The sequence below is a fragment of the Bythopirellula superficialaquae genome (assembly GCF_059632245.1).
Genome location: NZ_CP197426.1, coordinates 102,126 through 120,868, shown reverse-complemented (window position 1 = coordinate 120,868; position 18,743 = coordinate 102,126). Strand labels below are relative to the sequence as shown.

Annotated in this window: 23 protein-coding genes; 4 read left to right on the top strand and 19 right to left on the bottom strand. The window is 54.7% G+C overall.

Features of this window, described 5'->3' with window-relative positions:
- Positions 1 to 16: 16 nt before the first annotated feature.
- From SH678x_RS00510 to rpsJ, 15 genes are all read right to left on the bottom strand, one after another.
- Positions 17 to 202, bottom strand: coding sequence for a type Z 30S ribosomal protein S14 (locus SH678x_RS00510; RefSeq protein ID WP_496920922.1), 186 nt, complete (start codon positions 200 to 202; stop codon positions 17 to 19).
- Positions 203 to 241: 39 nt separating this feature from the next.
- On the bottom strand, positions 242 to 841 hold the full coding sequence (rplE, locus tag SH678x_RS00505; protein WP_496920921.1) for a 50S ribosomal protein L5: 600 nt from the start codon (positions 839 to 841) through the stop codon (positions 242 to 244).
- A gap of 38 nt (positions 842 to 879) precedes the next feature.
- Positions 880 to 1,230, bottom strand: a complete 351-nt coding sequence (gene rplX / locus SH678x_RS00500; RefSeq protein ID WP_496920920.1) for a 50S ribosomal protein L24 — start codon at positions 1,228 to 1,230, stop codon at positions 880 to 882.
- A gap of 2 nt (positions 1,231 to 1,232) precedes the next feature.
- On the bottom strand, positions 1,233 to 1,601 hold the full coding sequence (rplN, locus tag SH678x_RS00495) for a 50S ribosomal protein L14 (RefSeq protein ID WP_496920919.1): 369 nt from the start codon (positions 1,599 to 1,601) through the stop codon (positions 1,233 to 1,235).
- A 54-nt stretch (positions 1,602 to 1,655) separates the two neighbouring features.
- A complete protein-coding gene (gene rpsQ, locus SH678x_RS00490) occupies positions 1,656 to 1,973 on the bottom strand; it encodes a 30S ribosomal protein S17 (protein ID WP_496920918.1) in 318 nt (105 codons plus the stop codon).
- Positions 1,974 to 2,021: 48 nt separating this feature from the next.
- Positions 2,022 to 2,219: a 50S ribosomal protein L29 gene (rpmC, locus tag SH678x_RS00485; RefSeq protein WP_496920917.1), complete on the bottom strand. Its 198-nt coding sequence runs from the start codon at positions 2,217 to 2,219 to the stop codon at positions 2,022 to 2,024.
- A 98-nt stretch (positions 2,220 to 2,317) separates the two neighbouring features.
- Entirely contained in the window at positions 2,318 to 2,719 is a 402-nt protein-coding gene (gene rplP / locus SH678x_RS00480; RefSeq protein ID WP_496920916.1) for a 50S ribosomal protein L16, read from the bottom strand.
- Entirely contained in the window at positions 2,667 to 3,362 is a 696-nt protein-coding gene (gene rpsC / locus SH678x_RS00475; RefSeq protein WP_496920915.1) for a 30S ribosomal protein S3, read from the bottom strand. The genes rplP and rpsC overlap by 53 nt, the downstream gene beginning before the upstream one ends.
- Positions 3,363 to 3,414: 52 nt before the next feature.
- On the bottom strand, positions 3,415 to 3,741 hold the full coding sequence (gene rplV / locus SH678x_RS00470) for a 50S ribosomal protein L22 (RefSeq protein ID WP_496920914.1): 327 nt from the start codon (positions 3,739 to 3,741) through the stop codon (positions 3,415 to 3,417).
- 79 nt (positions 3,742 to 3,820) lie between these two features.
- Entirely contained in the window at positions 3,821 to 4,090 is a 270-nt protein-coding gene (gene rpsS, locus SH678x_RS00465) for a 30S ribosomal protein S19 (RefSeq protein WP_496920913.1), read from the bottom strand.
- A 22-nt stretch (positions 4,091 to 4,112) separates the two neighbouring features.
- Positions 4,113 to 4,976 carry a 50S ribosomal protein L2 gene (rplB, locus tag SH678x_RS00460; RefSeq protein WP_496920912.1) on the bottom strand — a complete coding sequence of 288 codons (864 nt, stop codon included), beginning with the start codon at positions 4,974 to 4,976 and terminating at the stop codon, positions 4,113 to 4,115.
- A 69-nt stretch (positions 4,977 to 5,045) separates the two neighbouring features.
- Complete coding sequence (gene rplW, locus SH678x_RS00455) at positions 5,046 to 5,360, bottom strand: 50S ribosomal protein L23 (protein ID WP_496920911.1); 315 nt, start codon at positions 5,358 to 5,360, stop codon at positions 5,046 to 5,048.
- A 51-nt stretch (positions 5,361 to 5,411) separates the two neighbouring features.
- Positions 5,412 to 6,071, bottom strand: coding sequence for a 50S ribosomal protein L4 (gene rplD / locus SH678x_RS00450; RefSeq protein ID WP_496920910.1), 660 nt, complete (start codon positions 6,069 to 6,071; stop codon positions 5,412 to 5,414).
- Between the two features lie 42 nt (positions 6,072 to 6,113).
- Positions 6,114 to 6,767, bottom strand: a complete 654-nt coding sequence (gene rplC, locus SH678x_RS00445) for a 50S ribosomal protein L3 (protein ID WP_496923098.1) — start codon at positions 6,765 to 6,767, stop codon at positions 6,114 to 6,116.
- Positions 6,768 to 6,934: 167 nt separating this feature from the next.
- The gene (gene rpsJ / locus SH678x_RS00440) at positions 6,935 to 7,258 is read right to left on the bottom strand and encodes a 30S ribosomal protein S10 (RefSeq protein WP_496923097.1); all 324 of its coding nucleotides are present in this window, start codon (positions 7,256 to 7,258) and stop codon (positions 6,935 to 6,937) included.
- Positions 7,259 to 7,727: 469 nt separating this feature from the next.
- Between rpsJ and SH678x_RS00435 the strand changes: the two genes are divergently transcribed.
- The 4 genes from SH678x_RS00435 (at position 7,728) to SH678x_RS00420 (ending at position 12,677) form a co-directional block, all read left to right on the top strand.
- Positions 7,728 to 8,657 carry a hypothetical protein gene (locus SH678x_RS00435; protein ID WP_496920909.1) on the top strand — a complete coding sequence of 310 codons (930 nt, stop codon included), beginning with the start codon at positions 7,728 to 7,730 and terminating at the stop codon, positions 8,655 to 8,657.
- Positions 8,658 to 8,713: 56 nt separating this feature from the next.
- Positions 8,714 to 9,634, top strand: coding sequence for a DUF1559 family PulG-like putative transporter (locus tag SH678x_RS00430; protein ID WP_496920908.1), 921 nt, complete (start codon positions 8,714 to 8,716; stop codon positions 9,632 to 9,634).
- Between the two features lie 56 nt (positions 9,635 to 9,690).
- Complete coding sequence (locus SH678x_RS00425) at positions 9,691 to 11,409, top strand: Kelch repeat-containing protein (protein ID WP_496920907.1); 1,719 nt, start codon at positions 9,691 to 9,693, stop codon at positions 11,407 to 11,409.
- A gap of 257 nt (positions 11,410 to 11,666) precedes the next feature.
- On the top strand, positions 11,667 to 12,677 hold the full coding sequence (locus SH678x_RS00420) for a Kelch repeat-containing protein (protein ID WP_496920906.1): 1,011 nt from the start codon (positions 11,667 to 11,669) through the stop codon (positions 12,675 to 12,677).
- Between the two features lie 676 nt (positions 12,678 to 13,353).
- Here the strand turns inward: SH678x_RS00420 and SH678x_RS00415 are convergent.
- The 4 genes from SH678x_RS00415 to SH678x_RS00400 form a co-directional block, all read right to left on the bottom strand.
- Positions 13,354 to 13,845, bottom strand: coding sequence for a transposase (locus SH678x_RS00415; protein WP_496920905.1), 492 nt, complete (start codon positions 13,843 to 13,845; stop codon positions 13,354 to 13,356).
- 175 nt (positions 13,846 to 14,020) lie between these two features.
- Complete coding sequence (locus SH678x_RS00410) at positions 14,021 to 15,790, bottom strand: glycoside hydrolase family 16 protein (protein WP_496920904.1); 1,770 nt, start codon at positions 15,788 to 15,790, stop codon at positions 14,021 to 14,023.
- Between the two features lie 585 nt (positions 15,791 to 16,375).
- The gene (gene fusA / locus SH678x_RS00405; RefSeq protein ID WP_496920903.1) at positions 16,376 to 18,496 is read right to left on the bottom strand and encodes an elongation factor G; all 2,121 of its coding nucleotides are present in this window, start codon (positions 18,494 to 18,496) and stop codon (positions 16,376 to 16,378) included.
- The gene (locus SH678x_RS00400) at positions 18,496 to 18,705 is read right to left on the bottom strand and encodes a tautomerase family protein (protein ID WP_496920902.1); all 210 of its coding nucleotides are present in this window, start codon (positions 18,703 to 18,705) and stop codon (positions 18,496 to 18,498) included. The genes fusA and SH678x_RS00400 overlap by 1 nt, the downstream gene beginning before the upstream one ends.
- Positions 18,706 to 18,743: the final 38 nt, after the last annotated feature.

Here is an 18,743-nt window from a genome sequence, read left to right as displayed (position 1 = left end):
GTCTGAATATTGCTTATTACCAACTGGCCTTCTTGACGCCTGGAATCAATCCACGATCCGCCAACTTGCGAAAACAAATTCGGCAGATGCCAAACTTGCGATAAACGGCACGGGGCCGGCCGCAAAGCTTGCAGCGCGACTCGCTCCGCGTCGAAAATTTCGGCTTGCGTTCAGCCTTCGCGATTTTCGATTTGCTCGCCACGGGGTTGGTATCCTTTCGATAATTCTCTTACGGGAATGCTTACTTGTCTGAATTTTCGTTGCGGAACGGCACGCCAAAACCGACGAGCAATTCGCGGGATTCGTCGTCCGAATCAGTTGAACAACACATCGCGATGTTCATGCCTTGCGGACGGGTGTATTTGTCGGGATTCAACTCAGGAAACACGAGCTGCTCGTTGAGACCCAAGCTGTAATTACCTCGCCCATCGAATGCGTTTGGGTTCAGGCCCCGGAAGTCACGCACGCGCGGTAGAGCAATCGAAACCAAGCGGTCCAAAAACTCATACATCCGCCGGCCACGCAAAGTCACTTTGCAGCCAATCGCTTGACCCTCGCGAAGACGGAAAGTCGCCACCGACTTGCGTGCCTTGCACACCAACGGCTTTTGGCCGGTGATGTCGGTCATCGCCGAGACGGCGTCTTCCATGTGCTTCTTGTCGGAGATCGCACTCCCCACGCCCATGCTCACTACAATCTTTTGCAACTTGGGCAAGGAATGGGGATTGGTCCGGCCCAGGCTCTTGGCCAAGTTCGGCAAAATCTCTTTTGTATATCGCTCCTGCAAACGGGGAGCCGTTGCGGAGCTTTCAGTTTCAGTTTTTTTCTTATCAGTTGCCATAGCCGTGATCCTGAGGATCGCCGATTTGATTTATTAGTTTACGACTTGCTCTTATGCGACTTGTGAGGCGGCGCGATCTCGCCCGCGGCGGCACCACACTTCTTGCAGAACCGTTCCTTTGCACCCTCTTTGCTAAAGCGAGCACCCAAGCGGGTCTTGGCGTTGCACGAACCACAGACATACATCACGTTGGAAAGCTGAATCGGCATCTCTTTGCTGAGCCGACCACCTTGGGGATGTTTTTGACTGCGGCGGACGTGCTTGTAAACACGGTTCACACCTTCGACCAAAGCCTTGCCGGCCTCGCGATCGATTTGAATTACGCGGTTTTGCGTCCCCTTGTCAGAGCCGCTAATCACTTCAACGGTATCTCCAGTGCGAATCAACATCGTTACACCACCTCACTAGCCAGGCTAACAATCTTCATGAACTTGCGCTCACGCAGCTCACGGGCGACGGCACCGAAAATACGAGTTCCACGGGGGTTATTGTCTTTGTCGATCAATACCACGGCGTTCGCGTCGAATCGCACATAGCTACCGTCGCTACGGCGAGTCGGATATTTGGCTCGCACGATCACCCCACGCACGACAGCCTTTTTCTTGACGTCGCTGCCGGGGATCACGCTCTTCACGCTGCAAATAATCACGTCGCCCAACTGGGCAAACCGCCGACGGCTTCCCCCCAACACTTTGACGCACATCACTTCCTTGGCGCCCGTGTTGTCGGCAACGGCAAGGCGGGTTTGCATCTGGATCATGGCTTCAGCCTCAACGACTTCTTACGTAATTCAAATCTGTATTGGATAAATCAATTAAGCGTCAGAACCTTCAGCAGCTGCGGCCTGTTGCAACTTAGCGGCGGCACGCATCGCGGCGATGTCCACTTGCTGATTCTTGGCAACGATTCGCACCAAGTCCCAACGCTTGAGCTTTGACTTTGGCGGACATTCGATGATCTCGACCGTGTCACCGATGTTCGATTCATTATTCTCGTCATGCACGTGGCACACGGTCCGGCGATGGATGAATTTGCCGTACTTGGGGTGCTTGACCAAACGGCCAATTTCCACGCGGCGGCTCTTATTCATCTTGTCGCTGGTGACGATGCCGATTAACTGTCTCTTAGGCATGTGTGTTCTCGGTTTCATTCACCCGCCGCAACCGACGGGGCTAATAAATCACTTACTGGCTGCTTTTTCGGTTTGAATAGTCTTAATGCGGGCGATCAACCGACGTTGCTTACGCAATTCGCTGGGGGCATCCAAGCGATCGGTCTGAGCTTGCACGCGGAAGCGGAACAAGCTATCCATCGACTCTTTGAGCGTGAGACCCAATTGTTCATCACTCATGTCGCGTAGTTCTTTGGCTTTGGTCATTGTTAAAGCTCTCAGCTATTACTCTCAACTACTAGTTGTTAGCTCACACTGCCGGCAATCTCGCCAACAGCTAATCGGTTAACAGCCTAATGACTATCTTAAGTTCTCTTTACCATGCGGACGCGGATAGGCATCTTGTGCGCTAGGCGCGCCAGGCAAATGCGTGCCGCAGCTTCGCTCACACCGGCAACTTCGTACAAAATTGTGCCTGGCTTCACGACTGCTGCCCAAAACTCAGGCTCGCCCTTGCCTTTACCCATGCGAGTTTCGAGCGGGATCGAAGTAATCGACTTGTGGGGAAACACGCGAATATAAAGCCGTCCCTCACCACGCACATACTGCTGCGCGGCAATACGACCAGCTTCGATCGTTTGAGCACTAATCCACCCAGGCTCCATAGCCTGCAGACCGAACTCGCCAAAGACGACTCGGTTACCGCGAGTGGCGTTACCTCTTATACGACCTCTTTGGCTTTTTCGGTGCTTGACCCTCTTGGGCATCAACGCCATCGGTCTCGTCCTCGTACATACCTTGATTGATCCAAACCTGAACGCCAATGTGGCCTTGGGCCGTCATGGCTTCCACAAAACCGTAATCGATCTTTGCCCGCAATGTGCTGAGCGGAATCGAGCCGGCTATCTGCTTTTCACGGCGGGCCATTTCGGCACCACCTAAACGGCCAGCCAATTGCACCTTAATGCCTTTGGCACCCGCCTCCATTGTTTGCTCGATCGAACGCTTCATCGTCCGGCGGAAGCTGGCACGCTTACTCAACTGCTCAGCGATATCCTCGGCCACAAGCTGGGCTTGCAACTCAGGACGCGACACTTCTTCGATCTTGATGTTGATTCGGCGACCGACCAGCTTTTGCAATTCGTCCTGCAAAGCCTCGACCGACTCACCCTTGCGGCCGATGATCACACCGGGTCGAGCGGCAAACAAAATCACTTTGACTTCGTCGCGGGTCCGCTCAATCTCGACCTTGGGGATACCAGCAAACTTATATTTCGAGTGAACGTACTTGCGGATCTTGAAATCCTCGACCAGCAATTCCGAATACTCTTTTTTCGACGCATACCAGCGGCTTTTCCAGCCCAGCATGATACCCGTGCGAAAACCAATTGGATTGACTTTTTGACCCATGTTTTAAGCTCTCAGCTTCTGTTGCAGTGATCAGCCAACGGCTGACAGCTTCCTATTCGATGGATACCTTAATGTGCGAAAACCGCTTCTTAATGATGTGAGCCATGCCACGAGCACGCGGGCGAACTCGTTTGAACATCGGCCCTCCATCAACGCGGGCATCGATCACTCGCAAGCCACCGAGATTCGGTGCCCGCAAGTCCTCGGCGTTACCTAACGCGCTTTTGAGAACCTTCTCCAACATCCGCGCCCCACGCTGCGGTTGATACCGCAGAATGGCGAGTGCGTCGTCAACTTTTTTTCCACGAATCAACGTCGCCAAGGGACGAACCTTGCTGGCACTGATACGGGCGTGCATATGTGTTGCGGTGTATGCCATTGTTAAGCTTTCAGCTCTTAGCTTTTAGCTTTTAGCCAGATTGCTGCGACTCGGCAGCGGCTAATCGCTAACGGCTCATCTACTTCTTACCCTTACCACCGTGGCCACGGAAACTGCGAGTCGGCGAAAACTCGCCTAACTTGTGACCGACCATGTCTTCAGTGACAAACACTTTCAAGTGCTGCTTGCCGTTGTAAACCAAGAACGTATGGCCCACAAATTCGGGAATGATCGTGCATGCGCGAGCCCAAGTTGTAATGGGTTCTTTGCGGCCCGAATCATTCTGCTTATCGACCTTCGCATACAGCTTGGGATCAACAAACGGCCCTTTTTTAAGTGAACGTCCCATAGTGATTCAATTCTCAGCCTTTTCAGGTTTTCGGTAACTTCAACTGACCATAACGTCGGCTCTTGCGGCGACGAATGATCGACTTGTTCGATGCCTTACGGCGGTTACGGGTCGCCCCGCCCTTGGCACTCTTGCCAGTCGGACTTACGGGGTGACGACCACCCTTGGTACGACCTTCACCACCACCATGCGGATGGTCGATTGGGTTCATCGCGGTACCACGAACGTGAGGACGACGACCCATCCAACGTTTGCGGCCAGCTTTACCCAATACGACTGCACTGTGGTCACCATTGCTGGTTGTGCCAACAGTCGCTCGGCATGCCGATGGAATACGACGGATTTCGCCACTGGGCAGCGATATCTGGGCCCAATCTGCTTCACGAGCCATCAAAGTGGCATGCGTTCCGGCACTGCGGCAAAGCACGCCGCCACGACCCTCACGCAACTCGACGTTGTGAATCTCGGTCCCGAGCGGCATCTTGGCCAGCGGCAAGCAATTACCCACCTTGGCCGGCGCCTCAGCACCACTCATCACCTTGTCGCCCTGCTTCAAACCATCCGGAGCGATGATGTAGCGCTTTTCGCCATCGATGTAGTGCAACAAAGCAATGCGGGCCGAGCGATTCGGATCATATTGAATCGAATCCACTTGTGCGGCCACCCCATCCTTATTGCGACGGAAGTCGATCAAACGATAACGCTGCTTATGTCCGCCACCACGGTGCCGAGCAGTAATCTTTCCCTGGAAATTGCGTCCACCCTTCTTCGGCTTCGGGCGCAACAGGCTTTTCTCGGGCTTGGCACCTGGCGTGAGATCCTTAAAGTCACTCACAGATGCGCCGCGACGGCCGGCACTGGTCGGATTGTATTTGCGTATACCCATAGTTAGTTGCGAGTTTTGCGGTTCGAGTTACGAGCCTAAACGGCCAGCGACTTACAGCTCGCACCTTTCTTAAAACAATTCAATACGATGCTCGGCATCGAGCGTCACAACGGCTTTCTTCCAATCCTGGGTATAACCAAGCTGCATCTTCGTGCGGCGAGGTTTGCCCTTGCGATTCTGCGTATGCACGCTTAACACTTTCACGCTAAACAATTCTTCGACCGCTCGCTTCACGTCGGACTTGGTAGCCAATCGATTAATTTCGAAGGCGTACGCATTGTTGCGAGTCGAACGGTGCATACCCTTTTCCGTCACCAATGGCTTCAAAATCACCTGGTGCGGCTCAAGGATAATGCTTGATGTTTGAGGAATATGTCGTGGCATGGCTTTGTACTCTTAACTAGCTGAACCACCGCGGCGGCTCAAGCAATTTCATCAGGCCTCGGCGGCACTGGCTTTGGTTCCGGCGGCACTGGCACGCTGCTTGATTTGATCGAGAGCCTCGGTCGTAATAACCAACCGATGAGCTGACAGCACGCTCAAGGCATTCAAATCCGCAGCCGATTGAACGGCCACCTTCTGAATGTTGCGAGCGCTCTTGTAAACATTGGGGGCATGACCAGCGGTCGCGATCAACAACGATTCGTTTTGGCAACCCAAGTGCTTGATCACGCCGACCATTTCCTTCGTCTTGGGTTCCGCAAACTCAAGCTTGTCGATCAGTGTGATTTGGTCGTCTTGAATTTTTGAAGCAATCGCCATCCGCGTAGCCAACTGCAATGCCTTGCGGGGCATAGAGTAGGAATAATCGCGATTATGAATCGCGTGGATGTGTCCGCCGCCACGACGAGTACCGCTGCGGCGGGAACCAGCACGAGCATTACCCGTTCCCTTTTGGCGGTACAGCTTTTTAGATGAACCGCTCACCATGCCACGACTCTTCGTCATGTGCGAACCTTGCCGCAAATTGGCTTGGTACATCACGACGGCGTCGTGCAGGAGCTGCTTGCTGATGCGTGGGGCGAGATCGGTCATCTCAATCGAGTACGTACCGACTTTCTTTCCCTTGGCATCGAGGACTGTGAGTTTTGGCATGACTTCTATCCAATAAAACTGGCTTATGCAGCCGGTCGCGTTCTAGACCTTATTCGACTTCTTAACGATGACATAGCCGCCATTCGGGCCAGGAATGCCACCACGAACCAACAGCAGATTATTCTCCGCATCAATCCGTACAATTTTTTGATTCCGCACGGTACAACGAATCGCACCGTATTGCCCCGGCATCTTCACACCCTTCATCAAGCGACTCGGAGTTGCACTGCAACCCGTACCACCCAAGTGGCGGTGACATTTCTTCACGCCGTGAGTTGCACGCTGACCGGAGAAATTATGCCGCTTCATAGCACCAGAAAAGCCGCGACCCTTGCTCGTGCCAACAATGTCGACAGTTGCGATACCTTCGAAAGCATCAACCTTGACCTGACCACCCACTTCGAGCTCGCCTGCAGCACCGCGAATTTCACGCACAAACCGCTTGGGCTCGCAACCAGCCTTCGCAACGGCCTCAACTCCGGCGGCAGAACGCTTTTTGGAACGCTTGCTATCGAGCTTGGCAACCTGACCACGCTGAGCACGCGAAGCCAACCGACGAGGCTTATCCAGATAACCAAGCTGCACGGCTTCGTAACCGTCACGCTCGGCAGTGCGTACTTGCAAAACATCACAGGGACCGGCTTCCACAACGGTGACGGGCACAGCAATGCCCGCCTCATCAAATATCTGCGTCATACCGACCTTACGGCCCAATATGCCGACAACTCTACCGCTTGTAGCCATTGCTCGATTCCCTAACGATGTTTTGTGACGGAGGAGACTCTCGCCGCGGCGAGGCTTACCTACGCGACTTCCGCAACATGCGCTGCTCTATTATTAATCCAAAGGAAAAAACACCCGCCTCAGGTAGTGGTCGCTTTAATCTTGATGTCGACGCCGGCAGGCAAGCTCAACTTATTCAAGGCTTCAATCGTCTTGGCCGTGGCCTGAACAATATCAATGAGCCTTTTATGGGTTCGGATTTCGAATTGCTGACGCGCCTTTTTATCGACGTGTGGGCCGGAAAGCACGGTGTAGCGCTCAATCCGCGTGGGCAACGGGATAGGACCATGCACTTCGGAGTTCGTCCGCTTTGCAGTATCCACAATCTCCATCGCACTCTGGTCCAAAACCGAGTGATCGTACGCTTCCATCCGAATGCGAATAACTTCTCTAGCAGCGGCCACGACGCAACCCCAACTTGAAATCAAAACCTGAATATCAAAGAACCACTTCTCGCCCACGAATAAAGGCGAATCGCAGATTCTAAGGCCAATACAGAAAGTGGTCAATGGCCACAAATCAAGAGTGTGAAAGTTTTTTCTAATCGCTCGTCCGCAGAGTTTCGCCAAACGACATTCAAAGCAAACTCGACCACCGAGCGCGAGACTTCTTTCAGCCAACCCAAGCAACGCCACACCAAACAAGGGTGCATGTGGGATTAAGGCAATATGCCTGGATTTCTATTTTTCGCACTTGCGAGCGATTTAATTCCCTGTAAACTGATGCTCCTGAGATTTATTCTCAATAGATACTGCTGTTATAATCCAGGCAGCCCGAGAATTATGACTAAACGTCGATCTGACAATGCTCCACTACTGACTTGGCGCGTTGCCTGTGTTCAGACGAGACGGAAGTTAGAGAAGAAAAAGGCACATGAATAAATCCTTGCTTTCCTGCACGGTGTTGATCGTCACGCTATTTGCGCTGCCGGCATTGGCAGATTTTAATTTCCAGGAGCCCACGGATTGGGTCGTCGGCGACCCAGGCAGCACCTATCAAAATTGGCAAGCGAGTCTGATTGCTCCCTTTGCCGAAACAAACTCGCCTGCCACCAACTTAAATGTCAATCCGACAATCTCCACGCCACCAACAATGGGCGTGCACACACCTGGGTTCGTTCCGGGCTCGGGCGGCTACTATTCTTTTAGTGGCGACTACTGGATCACCGCCGACATCTATAGTCACGGCGGCTCCGGGGGCTCAAATCCCCTTTATTCCAGTGGCTACAGCACACGTGTGATCGTGCAAACCTCGGCCACCACCAATCCCGAGGTCGAAGTCAGCGTGTTCACCGACATGATTGAACTGGTCAAGCTTGACGGAACTTCGCTCACCGGAGGCACCAACGCTGAACTCGTCGGTGTTACTCAGCTATTCCTCCAAGAAGCTGAAACCCCTTTCGGACTTGCCAACTTGGAAGAATTAAGATTCGAATTCTTGCTGCCTGCTTATTCCTCGGATTTTCGTGTCCGTCTGCAAGCGAGCATCCATTCCAGCTTCCAGGAACTCCGCGTCGACACACTACTCGTCGCCGATGACACTGCTATCCTGGGCGACTTCAACGGCGATGGCGACGTCGATGGCCGTGATTTTCTGGCTTGGCAACGTGGGGAATCGCCGATCCCCGGAAGCACGGACGACCTTGAGGACTGGCAGACGAATTACGGAATTGGCGAACTTTCCGCCCTGCAACTCCCCCTTTCCGCCTTTCTTGTTCCCGAGCCTACTTCACTAACGGTAGTGATATTCGGTATCATTACGGGTCTCAGTTTCAGGGTTACTTCCCGGGTGGGCTCGCGATGAATCTTCTAGGATGGTGCCATAAGACTCGTCGCACGAGTTCCACAGCGTTCACGCTTGTGGAACTGCTGGTCGTAATCGCCATCATTGGCGTTTTGGTGGCTCTGCTCTTGCCGGCGATCCAAGCGGCTCGCGAAACGGCGCGCACCTGCACCTGCCGTAATCACTTGCGACAGATCGGCATCGCCACGCAGATGTTCCACGATGCCTATAAGACCCTGCCACCTCCCAAAGTTCTAGGAGGTAATGGCGGGCTATACACAGATCCAAATTCTAATTACGGAACGCAGTTTAGCGGATTGGGTAGTGCTTTCGTGTTGCTCCTTCCGTTTCTGGAAGAGGGCAACAAATTCTCAGCATACGATATTACAAAGCCTATTACGCACGCTGATAATTTGTCGGTCACCAGCAAGCCAATTGAACTTTACCTTTGTCCCTCTATGGTCTTGCCACGCGATGTTCCCTACGAACCAGCGGGTGAGAAACTCGGGCCAGGAAGCTATATGCTTTCTGTGTATACCAATCCCGGTGCTTACGTTGAGACGAATGGTGCGTTCTATAATCCTGACTCCGCTGGTGGTGCTCAAACTCGATATAACTTGCCGCTTTCCCAAGTCACTGACGGTTCTTCCCACACCTTCCTGATTGGTGAAAACAGCTACAATACTCCAAAACTTATGTTCTCCCAGTTGCCCGATGTGGAAATGTTCGGGGATCACACTTGGGCCGAAGGCTATTGGGCTTTGTCATGGGGCAATATCCAATGGCAAATCTATGAGCAGTTCGAAGTCACAGCCTATAACCTCACTAAATTTTCAAATCCCAAAGCTCTCCAACGAGTTTTTAAAAGTGAACACCGTGGCGGTGCACAATTCGTTTTCCTCGACAGCTCGGTTCATTTTGTTCCTGAAGACATCGACTATAATGTGCTCCGAGCTCTCGTAACTCGTGCTGGCGATGAAGTCGAGCATTCCTTCTAATTACTTGGCCGATGACATTTCTCGGCCCTCTCCATATTTTGGCAAAGGTTCCTCTCATGTTGAAGCGTTGTGCATTGTTGGCATTCTCGTTGGTTCTCCTTGGTTTCGCGGCGAACTCCGCTTCGGCTCACTTTGTGTGGCTCGGCTCGGAAAAAGCAGGCGACGAAACCATCGGTCTGCTGTTCTTTTCCGAAAGTCCCAATGATCACGACTACCATCTGCCCGAACCAATTGCCGGTGCCAAGTTGTTCGCCAAAACGGCTGATGGCAAGCGGCATGAACTGAAGACCGAAAAGCGCGAAGGTGATGGCTATGTCGGACTGACCGCCAACCTCCCCGAAGGCTCGGAAACTCAGGCCGTCGAAACGGTCTGCGAATACGGCGTCTATGCCGGTTCGCTGCTCTGCTACTACTCGCAAACTGTTATCCCCGGTGCCGATGGCAAGCTGCCGACTTACGAACGTACCAAGGAACTCACCCTCGATATCGTCCCCGAGCAAAAGCCCGGCGGCATCAGCTCCACCCTGTTGTGGGAAGGAAAGCCGCTCGCGGAAGCCCCCGTGACTTTGATCGATTCCACCGGCGAGATGAGCGAAGAAGTCACCGACAAGGACGGCAAGGTGTTTTTCATCGTCGGCAACTCGGGCACGATCGGCTTGATGGCCAATCACACCGAGAAGGACAAAAGCGGCGAAACCAACGGCAAGAAATACACCGGCAAAGCCAACTACGCGACGCTCACGCTCGACTTCACCGCCAGCGGAACAGCCGAGGCCAAGCCAGCTGAAGAACCAGCCAATCCCAAAGCAGACGAAACTTCCACGAAGAAGCGTCCCCAGCGGCCTGAATCCGATGACGCTGCCAAGTTCGGTCCCGCGTTGCCTGAAGCCATTTCCAGCTTTGGCGGTGCGGTCGAAGATGGTTGGCTGTACGTGTACGGCGGTCACACAGGCCGTGCTCACCAGCATTCGCGTGACAATCTCTCCAAGACATTCGCCCGTTTGAATCTGGCCAACAAAGGCGAGTGGGAAGTCCTGGCGATGGAAACCCCGCTGCAAGGCATGGCCTTGGTGAGCTGCGACGGCAAGCTCTACCGTGTCGGCGGCTTGAATGCCCGCAACGCCCGCAAGGAAGACGATGATCTCCACTCGGTGGATGAGTTCGCTCGGTTCGATCCCGAAACCAAGACTTGGACCAAACTCCCTTCGTTGCCCGGCGCACGTTCGTCGCACGATGCGGCGGTTCTTGACGGAAAGATCTACGTGGTCGGCGGCTGGAAGCTCACCGGCGACGGCTCTGATGGCCAGTGGCAAACCGACGCACTGGTTTACGACACTGCCGCTGGCGACAACGGCCAATGGGAGAAGATCGCTGAACCGCCGTTCCAACGTCGCGCTTTGGCCGTCGCTGCTTGGAACAATCGCTTGTGGGCTATGGGCGGCATGGACGAAATCGCCGACATCAAACGCGATGTGTTTAGCTACGATCCCGCCACCAACACCTGGACCGAAGCCACAGATCTCCCCGGTGACGACATGCAAGGCTTCGGCGTTTCGGCGTGGGGACTCGACTCCGGCCTGTACGCCTCGGGCACCGATGGCGTGCTCTATCGCCTGTCCAACGTCGAAGGCGAGTGGGAACAAGCGGCCGAATTGTCGACGCCCCGCTTCTTTCATCGCATTCTGCCTGGTGGCAGTAACTCCTTGTTGTTCGTGGCGGGTGCTTCTATGAGCGACGGACATATGAAGGAAATCGAGCAGATCGAAATCCAATAATTCCACTCGGCCTGTCACCCAGGTCCGGTTATGCCGATTCTCACAGCACGATACCTGCAAAATGTCCTACCATTTGCAGGTCAGGCTGGCTTCACGGCGCTCGTGTCCTACCCTTAATGGGTGGGACGCGACCTCGAATGACGCTACCAATCTGTCGTATTCTCTCTGCGCCGCAAATTACTTAACGGCGGTGTGTCTGCTGCTGAGCGACTGTGCTGGCTTCATAGGTGTTTTTACTTCAATCCCATCCATTGAACATGCTGCGGCTATCGATCATTTTTGTTCTCTTCGCATTGTGGCTGCCGACCGCGTGGCCCGCCCGCGCGTTAGCCGCGCCCCCCGCCGAGGACGTGCTGCCGCCGCTGCCCGACGCGATCAGCAACTTTGGTGCAGCTAGCCTTGATGACTACCTGTATCTGTATGGCGGCCATCAAGGTTCGGAACAGGAACAAACTGGCAAAAACCTTTCGCGACGTTTCATCCGCTGCCAGGTCAGCAGTCCCACCAAATGGCAGTCGTTGCCACTTGACAAGCCGCTGCAGGACTTGGCACTGGTGAGTTGCAACAAGTCGCTCTATCGCATCGGCGGCGCGACTTCCGCCAACGCCGAACAACCGCTCGGCCCTTTAAGCTCGGTGAGCGACGTCGTGCGGTTCGATCCCAGCACCAACGAGTGGACGCCCGTCTCCCCCCTGCCCGCCCCGCGTTCCGCTCACGATGCGATTGCCTTTGAAGGCCGCATCTATGTCGTGGGTGGTTGGAATCACGAAGGCGATAAAGTTAACGACTGGCACGACTCGGCGTTGATGCTCGACACCAACGATGGCGATCAAGCCAAGTGGCAATCGCTGCCAATCCCTTCGTTCCGCCGCCGCACCTTGGCCGTCGCCGCGTGGCAGAATTGCATCTGGGCCATCGGCGGCAAGGACGACGAAGGCACGATTCAGCGATCGGTGTTCTGTTACGATCCGCAGCGGAGCTATTGGTCGGAAGGTCCGGAACTGCCGGCCCGCGCCGAAGGTTTGCAAGGTTACGGCGTCGCCGCCTGGGGTCTGGATTCAGGTTTGTATGTTTCGGGTGCCGACGGAGCCCTTTATCGCCTCGCCAGCATCTACGGCAACTGGGAACAAGTCGGCGACCTCCGCGTGCAACGGTTTTGCCATCGCCTGCTCCCCGAGGACGAAACCTCACTCTTCGCGCTCGCCGGTTCGAGCGTCTCTTACGGCCCAACGCGGTCGATCGAACGGATCAAGGTTTATAGTCCGTAGTGCTGAGCTGCGAGTTTCGGGCAGCGAGTGGCGAGTTGTCGCGTACGAACTGCATTATCGCTCCAGTATTTTTTCTGGCTAATGGCTAACAGCTATTTCAGGTTTGCCAGCTTGGCCAGGTTTGCGTGGTTTGCGGGGTCTCAGATGTTGCCAAGCTGAACGAGGGGCTGTAGACCGTGGACTTTGGATTTTTGAAGTCCACCGTCTACAGTCCCACTGGCCACGGTCTTCGAACATTGTCATCTTGTTCAACTTCATCAACTTTATCACGCCTTGCGATTGATCAAGTTCCGGCTTTGTTGCAAATGGCTCGCTCCTGTTTGGTAAAATCTTGCAAGTGAAAGATTACAGTTGGGGTCATTCTGACGGAGGCTCGCCGACCGAAGAATCTAGCTTGCCTTGCCCTCGAGTTCAAAGCCGGGAAAAAGTGGAAGCCAGATTCCTCTCTCCGTGCCACTCCGCTCAGAATGACGAAGTGAACGCCAGACCGTGGCATGTGGGATTTTCTTAGGTCCACGGTCCTACAGTCCACCGACCTCGTTCTACCACATCGCGCGGCCATTTTCAGCAAGAATCTTTGGCCACTTGAGAGTACGGATTTCATTAAAAAGGCGGGATTGATGCAGGGTTCTTGCAGGGGATTAACATCCCCCGCTCGCCGGGCGAGCGGGAGGCGTTAGCCTCGCGCAAAGCTTGAATCGTCGAGTACGCACCGCCACTCGGGATGAATCCACACGAGGAGCGGGTTTTCTTGATTCGCCACGTAACGCACGGCGTTCACCAAAGATTGATAAGTGGCCTTCTTGCGTTTGGAACCTGACTCGGTCCACCATGTGCCACTAGGAGGTTTCTCCCAAATCTTGTTCAAGACTCGGCTGGCATACGATTTGAAATCCTTGAGCAAAACATCGGGCTGAGGGTCGCCGGGAGCGCTAACAATCAAATGAATATGGTTCCGCATGATCGCGACCGCAAGGCACTGCCAGTCGCGATACGACGCTGTTTCGTGAAACTGATCGAGAACGGCAGCAGCCTGTGCTGTATTTAAGAGAATCGGCGGGGACTTAAGTCGCGAGCGAGCCGCTCGCTCGAGCCCAGGCATGGAGCGACTATGAGTCGTACCGCGGATATTCTCTTTTCGCCAACGGTCGAAACTTAAGCTTCGCACGGGGCTGACAAAGCCGCGATCATCGCCCGGTAACTACGTGCCGTAGGTGGTCCAGGTGAGGAGCCAATAGCGCAGCGTAGGGTCGAACATGGAAGATACTCCCATGCGGTGGGCGGGGTTTGTAGTACACAACGAATTGCAGAGTATGCAGGGGACTTATGTCCCCCGCTCGCCATTATAGTGTACTTATGTATACAATACTAGGGCGAAGGGAGCGTCGCCCCCCCGCCGCCACCGCGAACACCGACACGAGCAGCAACAAGCTCGATGGCTCGGGGACCGCGGTCACGGCTTCCGCGGCATTTAGGGCATTTGTACCGTAGTTCAATTGCCAGTCGGCCAGATTGCCTAGGCTCGGATTGCGTTGCCAGGCAAGCAAATCGCGGCCGTCGACGTCGCCATCTCCGTCAAAGTCGCCGGGGAGAGTTGCAACAGGAGCGTCCCAATAGATGTTGTCGACGGCGAAAGTGGCTGCGGTGCCGCTCTCTTCGAGAATAACGAACGAATAGTTCAACATCCGCAGATCGATGGCGGTTCCGCGGATGTCGCTCACCGGAATCGAAGCCTGCCCCCATTGGCCGTTGCGGGCCAGACCATAAGTAGTCTGGAAGGCGGGGAAGCTCACATACTGCTGGTTACCCCAGGCGTCGATGATGCCAATTTTGAAACTGACGTTCGCGGGGATCTGAATATCGAAATTGAGATGCCCTTCTTCAAAGCCGAGCAAGTTGAGCGGCTGATGCGACATAACACCTGCGCCAAACCACCCTTTGCCCGTCGTTTGCCACGACATGGCATTGTCGCCTTCGAGCGGTGGAATCGTTGAATCGGCAAGTGTGCCTTCCCAGACGAAGATTTCTGCATCGAGTCCGGGAGTCAACTTGCCATTGGTGGGGGTGTTGTCGGTGAAGATACCAAACGATTGGCTTTGCGCAGTGGGCGGGCCAACGTGAACCGACCCCTGACCGTTCCACTCGTAGGCTTTGATGTAATCGACGTACATGTGGGCCTGAAGGGGCATTGAAACCGGCTGGCCGCTGCCAGGATTTCCGAGTTGATAGGCGTCGGTATAGGCACCACCGATGGCCATGTTGGCGATCAGATAGAAAGGATGCCGGAACTCGTCGGAATCGTCGTCGATCGTAAAGGGAGTCGCAAACAAATCGTGCTCGACGTTGTTGTCAATCACGGTCATTCGCAGGCTGTTCTCGTCCCAATAGGTGCGGTAGGTGAGGAAGCGTTCCGTGAGCCCGGGCGAATAGTTGTAGTAAGGCCGCACGTAATCGTCATCGGGATCCCAAGCGATGCTAGCCGCCCCGGTCGGATTCTCCGGAGTCACGGCATCGGGTGAATAGAAGATCGCATTGGCACCGACGGTCTGATTGACCGTCGAGTTGTTGAGTCCGTTGCCGCCGTTGTGAGAGTCGTGCAGATCGCGAAAGATCTTTTTGCCACCCATCTCCATGATGTCAATTTCGCCCTTGCGTGGCCAATCCCAATTCGACGTGCCGAGCATCCACACGGCCGGCCAACCGCCGAGGTCGAGGTTGGGCACTCTGACTCGCGTTTCAATCATGCCGTAGTGAACAGCAACTTTCGATTTCGAAACGACCTTGCCCGACGTGTAGTTCAGGGGATTGCCCCATTGATCGACAATGCCGGGGCCGCTCTCTTGCTTGGCAGTGATGCGCAGGGCGTTGTTACCCGTTTCGCCCGGCACTGCGGCGATGTCGACGTTATTCGGTGAGTAATACTGGAGCTCACCATTGCCCCATCCCCAGTTGCCGTTGCCAGTCTCCTCGATCCAGTTATCAAGGTTGTTGAAGTTCTCTTCCCAGAGCAGATTGCCGATCTGGGCATGTGAGACGTTCGCAGTCAGCAAAACTGCCGTGGTTAGCAGGAACAATAGGCTTACAACATGGCGAGACACACGATGATTATTCATTTGATCATTGACCTCTAATGACTGAACCTAATGTCCCTCAGTGGGCGGGTTTGGAAGGAATTGGCGACCGACTCTATCTCAAAGCCGAACTTCAACCGTGCCACGGCCCTTACTCCCAAACAAAAGAACTCTTCGCTCAATTCACGATATTAATTCGCACACAAGTGTTCAAGAAACTGTTTCACGCCTAAGTGCCGCCCAATATGAGGAACGCCAGGGACTGGCACGACTAACTTGTCGCTCACAAAAACGAGCGTATATTCCGGATATTTTTGAATAGCTAACCGTTCGTGCTGTACGCGGGCAAGAAATCCTTCTGCCGAATTTCTTAAAATCCGCCCCGTGCACACACTACGAAAGTAACAATACGGTAACAGATACGAACAGCTTGTCCAGAAAAAACCCCCAAAAATGGAAGGACAACTCCGCTGTCGTCGCCAGATTACCGCAACCTCCTACGCTGAATAGGCTGTCGTGAGTAACTCCTTGCAATAATCCGGAGTAAAAATGCTAGTTAACCGCCGGGTGCTGCGGAGACACCGCTGGGCAAGCCAGCAGTGGCACCCAAATTCAGAACGACGGCACTTAGCTAAATCGCTGCAGCACTTCGTCGGGCGCGGGGCTGTATGTGCTCGGCTGCATCGAGCAGCTGGCGCGGCCTTGGCTTAAGCTGCGCATCGCGCTGGAGTAGCCAAAGAGTTTCTCCAAAGGCGCCTGGGCATGAATTACCGTGCGGCCACCTCGGGATTCTTGATCGTTGATGATCGCGCGACGCTGCTGCAAATCATTGATCAAATCGCCCACGTGATCGTCGGGCGTGGAAACTTCGAGCCTCATGATCGGTTCGAGCAACACTTCGCCAGCCGCACGGAGCGCCGCGTCGAATGCTAGATGCGCAGCGGTGCGGAAGGCAATCTCGCTGCTGCCGGTTTCGTGAACCGTGCCGCCGAGTAAGCGAGCTTTGACCCGCATCAAGGGAAAACCCAAAAGGCCTCCGCTGGCTGCCGCGTTCTCGAGTTCTTCAAGCACCACGGCGAGCATCTCGGCGGGCAAACCGTGATCGAGTGCGTTGGATATCACATTCGCGCCCGTCGGCGAATCGTAAGGCTCGATGTGAATCTTGACGTCGGCGATGTGTTGCACGCCGTTCATTAAACGATTGCATTCACCGACGGCCTCGGCCGGGCCAGCGATGGTTTCGCGATAGCTCACCCGCGGATTGTGAACCTTCACTTTGAGACCGAAATCGCGTTGCAAGCGATGCTGAATCACTTCAAGATGCAACTCGCCCATGCCGCTGATGAGTGTTTGGCCGGTTTCTTCGTTCTCACTCGCCGCGAACGTGGGATCCTGCTTGCGGAGCATGGCGAGCGCATCGGAGAGCTTCTTTTTGTCGGCAGTGCTCTCCGGCTCGATCGCCATCGAGATCACGGTCTCGGGGAACTCAATTGATTCAAGCACAATCGGCGCGCGCGTATCGCAAAGCGTGTCACCGGTGATCGAATCACGCAGACCGATGATGCCCACAATGTCGCCGGCTTGGGCCGATTCAAGCTGCTCGTCTTTTTTGCTTGCGTGGATCCGCCACAATTGGGCGACGTTTTCTTTTTTGTCGCGCGTGGCATTAAGCACCCGGCTGTTGCCTTTGAGCGTGCCCGAGTAAATTCGCACCCACGAGAGATCGCCTGTCTTGTACGGCAGGACTTTGAACACGAGCCCACAAAACGGCTCGTTGGGGTCCGGGTTGCGAGTGACTGTGACCAGCGGTTCGTTGTCGTCGTGCTTGTGCGATTTGCGATGATGGTCGGTTTTGCCCGTGGGATCAACGCCCACAACCGGCGGCACTTCGGTGGGGTTCGGCAAATAAGCGGCCACGCCATCCAGCAATGGCTGCACGCCAATCCCATGCAGCGCCGAACCACACAGCACCGGCTGGATATGCAAGTGGACGGTCGCCTCGCGGAGTACTTTGTGAATCAGTGCTACGGGGACGGGTTCCTCGGAAAGCACGCGTTCCATCAACTCATCGTTGAAGTTCGACAGTTCGCTGAGCATGTCGTCCCGCCACATCGTGGCCAGATCGAGCAAGTCCTCGGGAACGTCGGTCTCAATAATTTTGCGACCTTCTTTGCCCTCGGGGAACGTGAGCATCTTCATTTTCACGAGATCGATGATGCCACGAAAAGGATCGGCCACGTGTGCGGGTCCTAAACCAACGGGAATCTGAACCGCCACGGGGCGGGCATGCAGCCGCTGCTTGAGTTCTGCGTAAACAGCTTCGAAATCGGCCCCTTCGCGGTCGAGCTTGTTGATAAACGCGAGACGTGCGACTTTGTATTTGTCGGCCTGCCGCCAGACGGTTTCACTTTGGGCTTCAACCCCTTCACGAGCCGAAAACACAATCACCGCGCCATCGAGCACGCGCAGGCTACGCTCGACTTCAGCCGTGAAATCGACGTGCCCCGGGGTATCGATGAGATTGATCAGCACGTCGTTCCAAGGAAACGCCACGCACGCCGAGTAGATCGTGATGCCGCGTTCGGCTTCTTCGGCGTCATCGTCGGTGGTTGTCGTGCCACGGTCGACTTCCCCAGCGCGATGTTTCGCGCCCGAGGCAAACAACATCCGCTCGGTGACGGTCGTCTTGCCGGCATCGATGTGGGCGATGATCCCAATGTTGCGAATTTTGGAGAGGTTTGTAGCCATCAGGTTTGATGTTGGGACTTACGATAGTCGTCGGTCAGTTGACCCGCGAAGCCCCAGTTCTCTTCGGCAATTTCTTGGATAACGATATGAGTCTGTTCAGGCTTTTTGTCGAGGATGTCCACCAGCGCTTTTGTGATTGCCGCGACGAGCTGTGATTTCTTTTCGCGGGTGAGATTCTCGGGCGTGAGTTGCACGTTGACGTAGGGCATCGGCCTTATTCCTCGATCGCAGTGCGCATAAAAAAAGC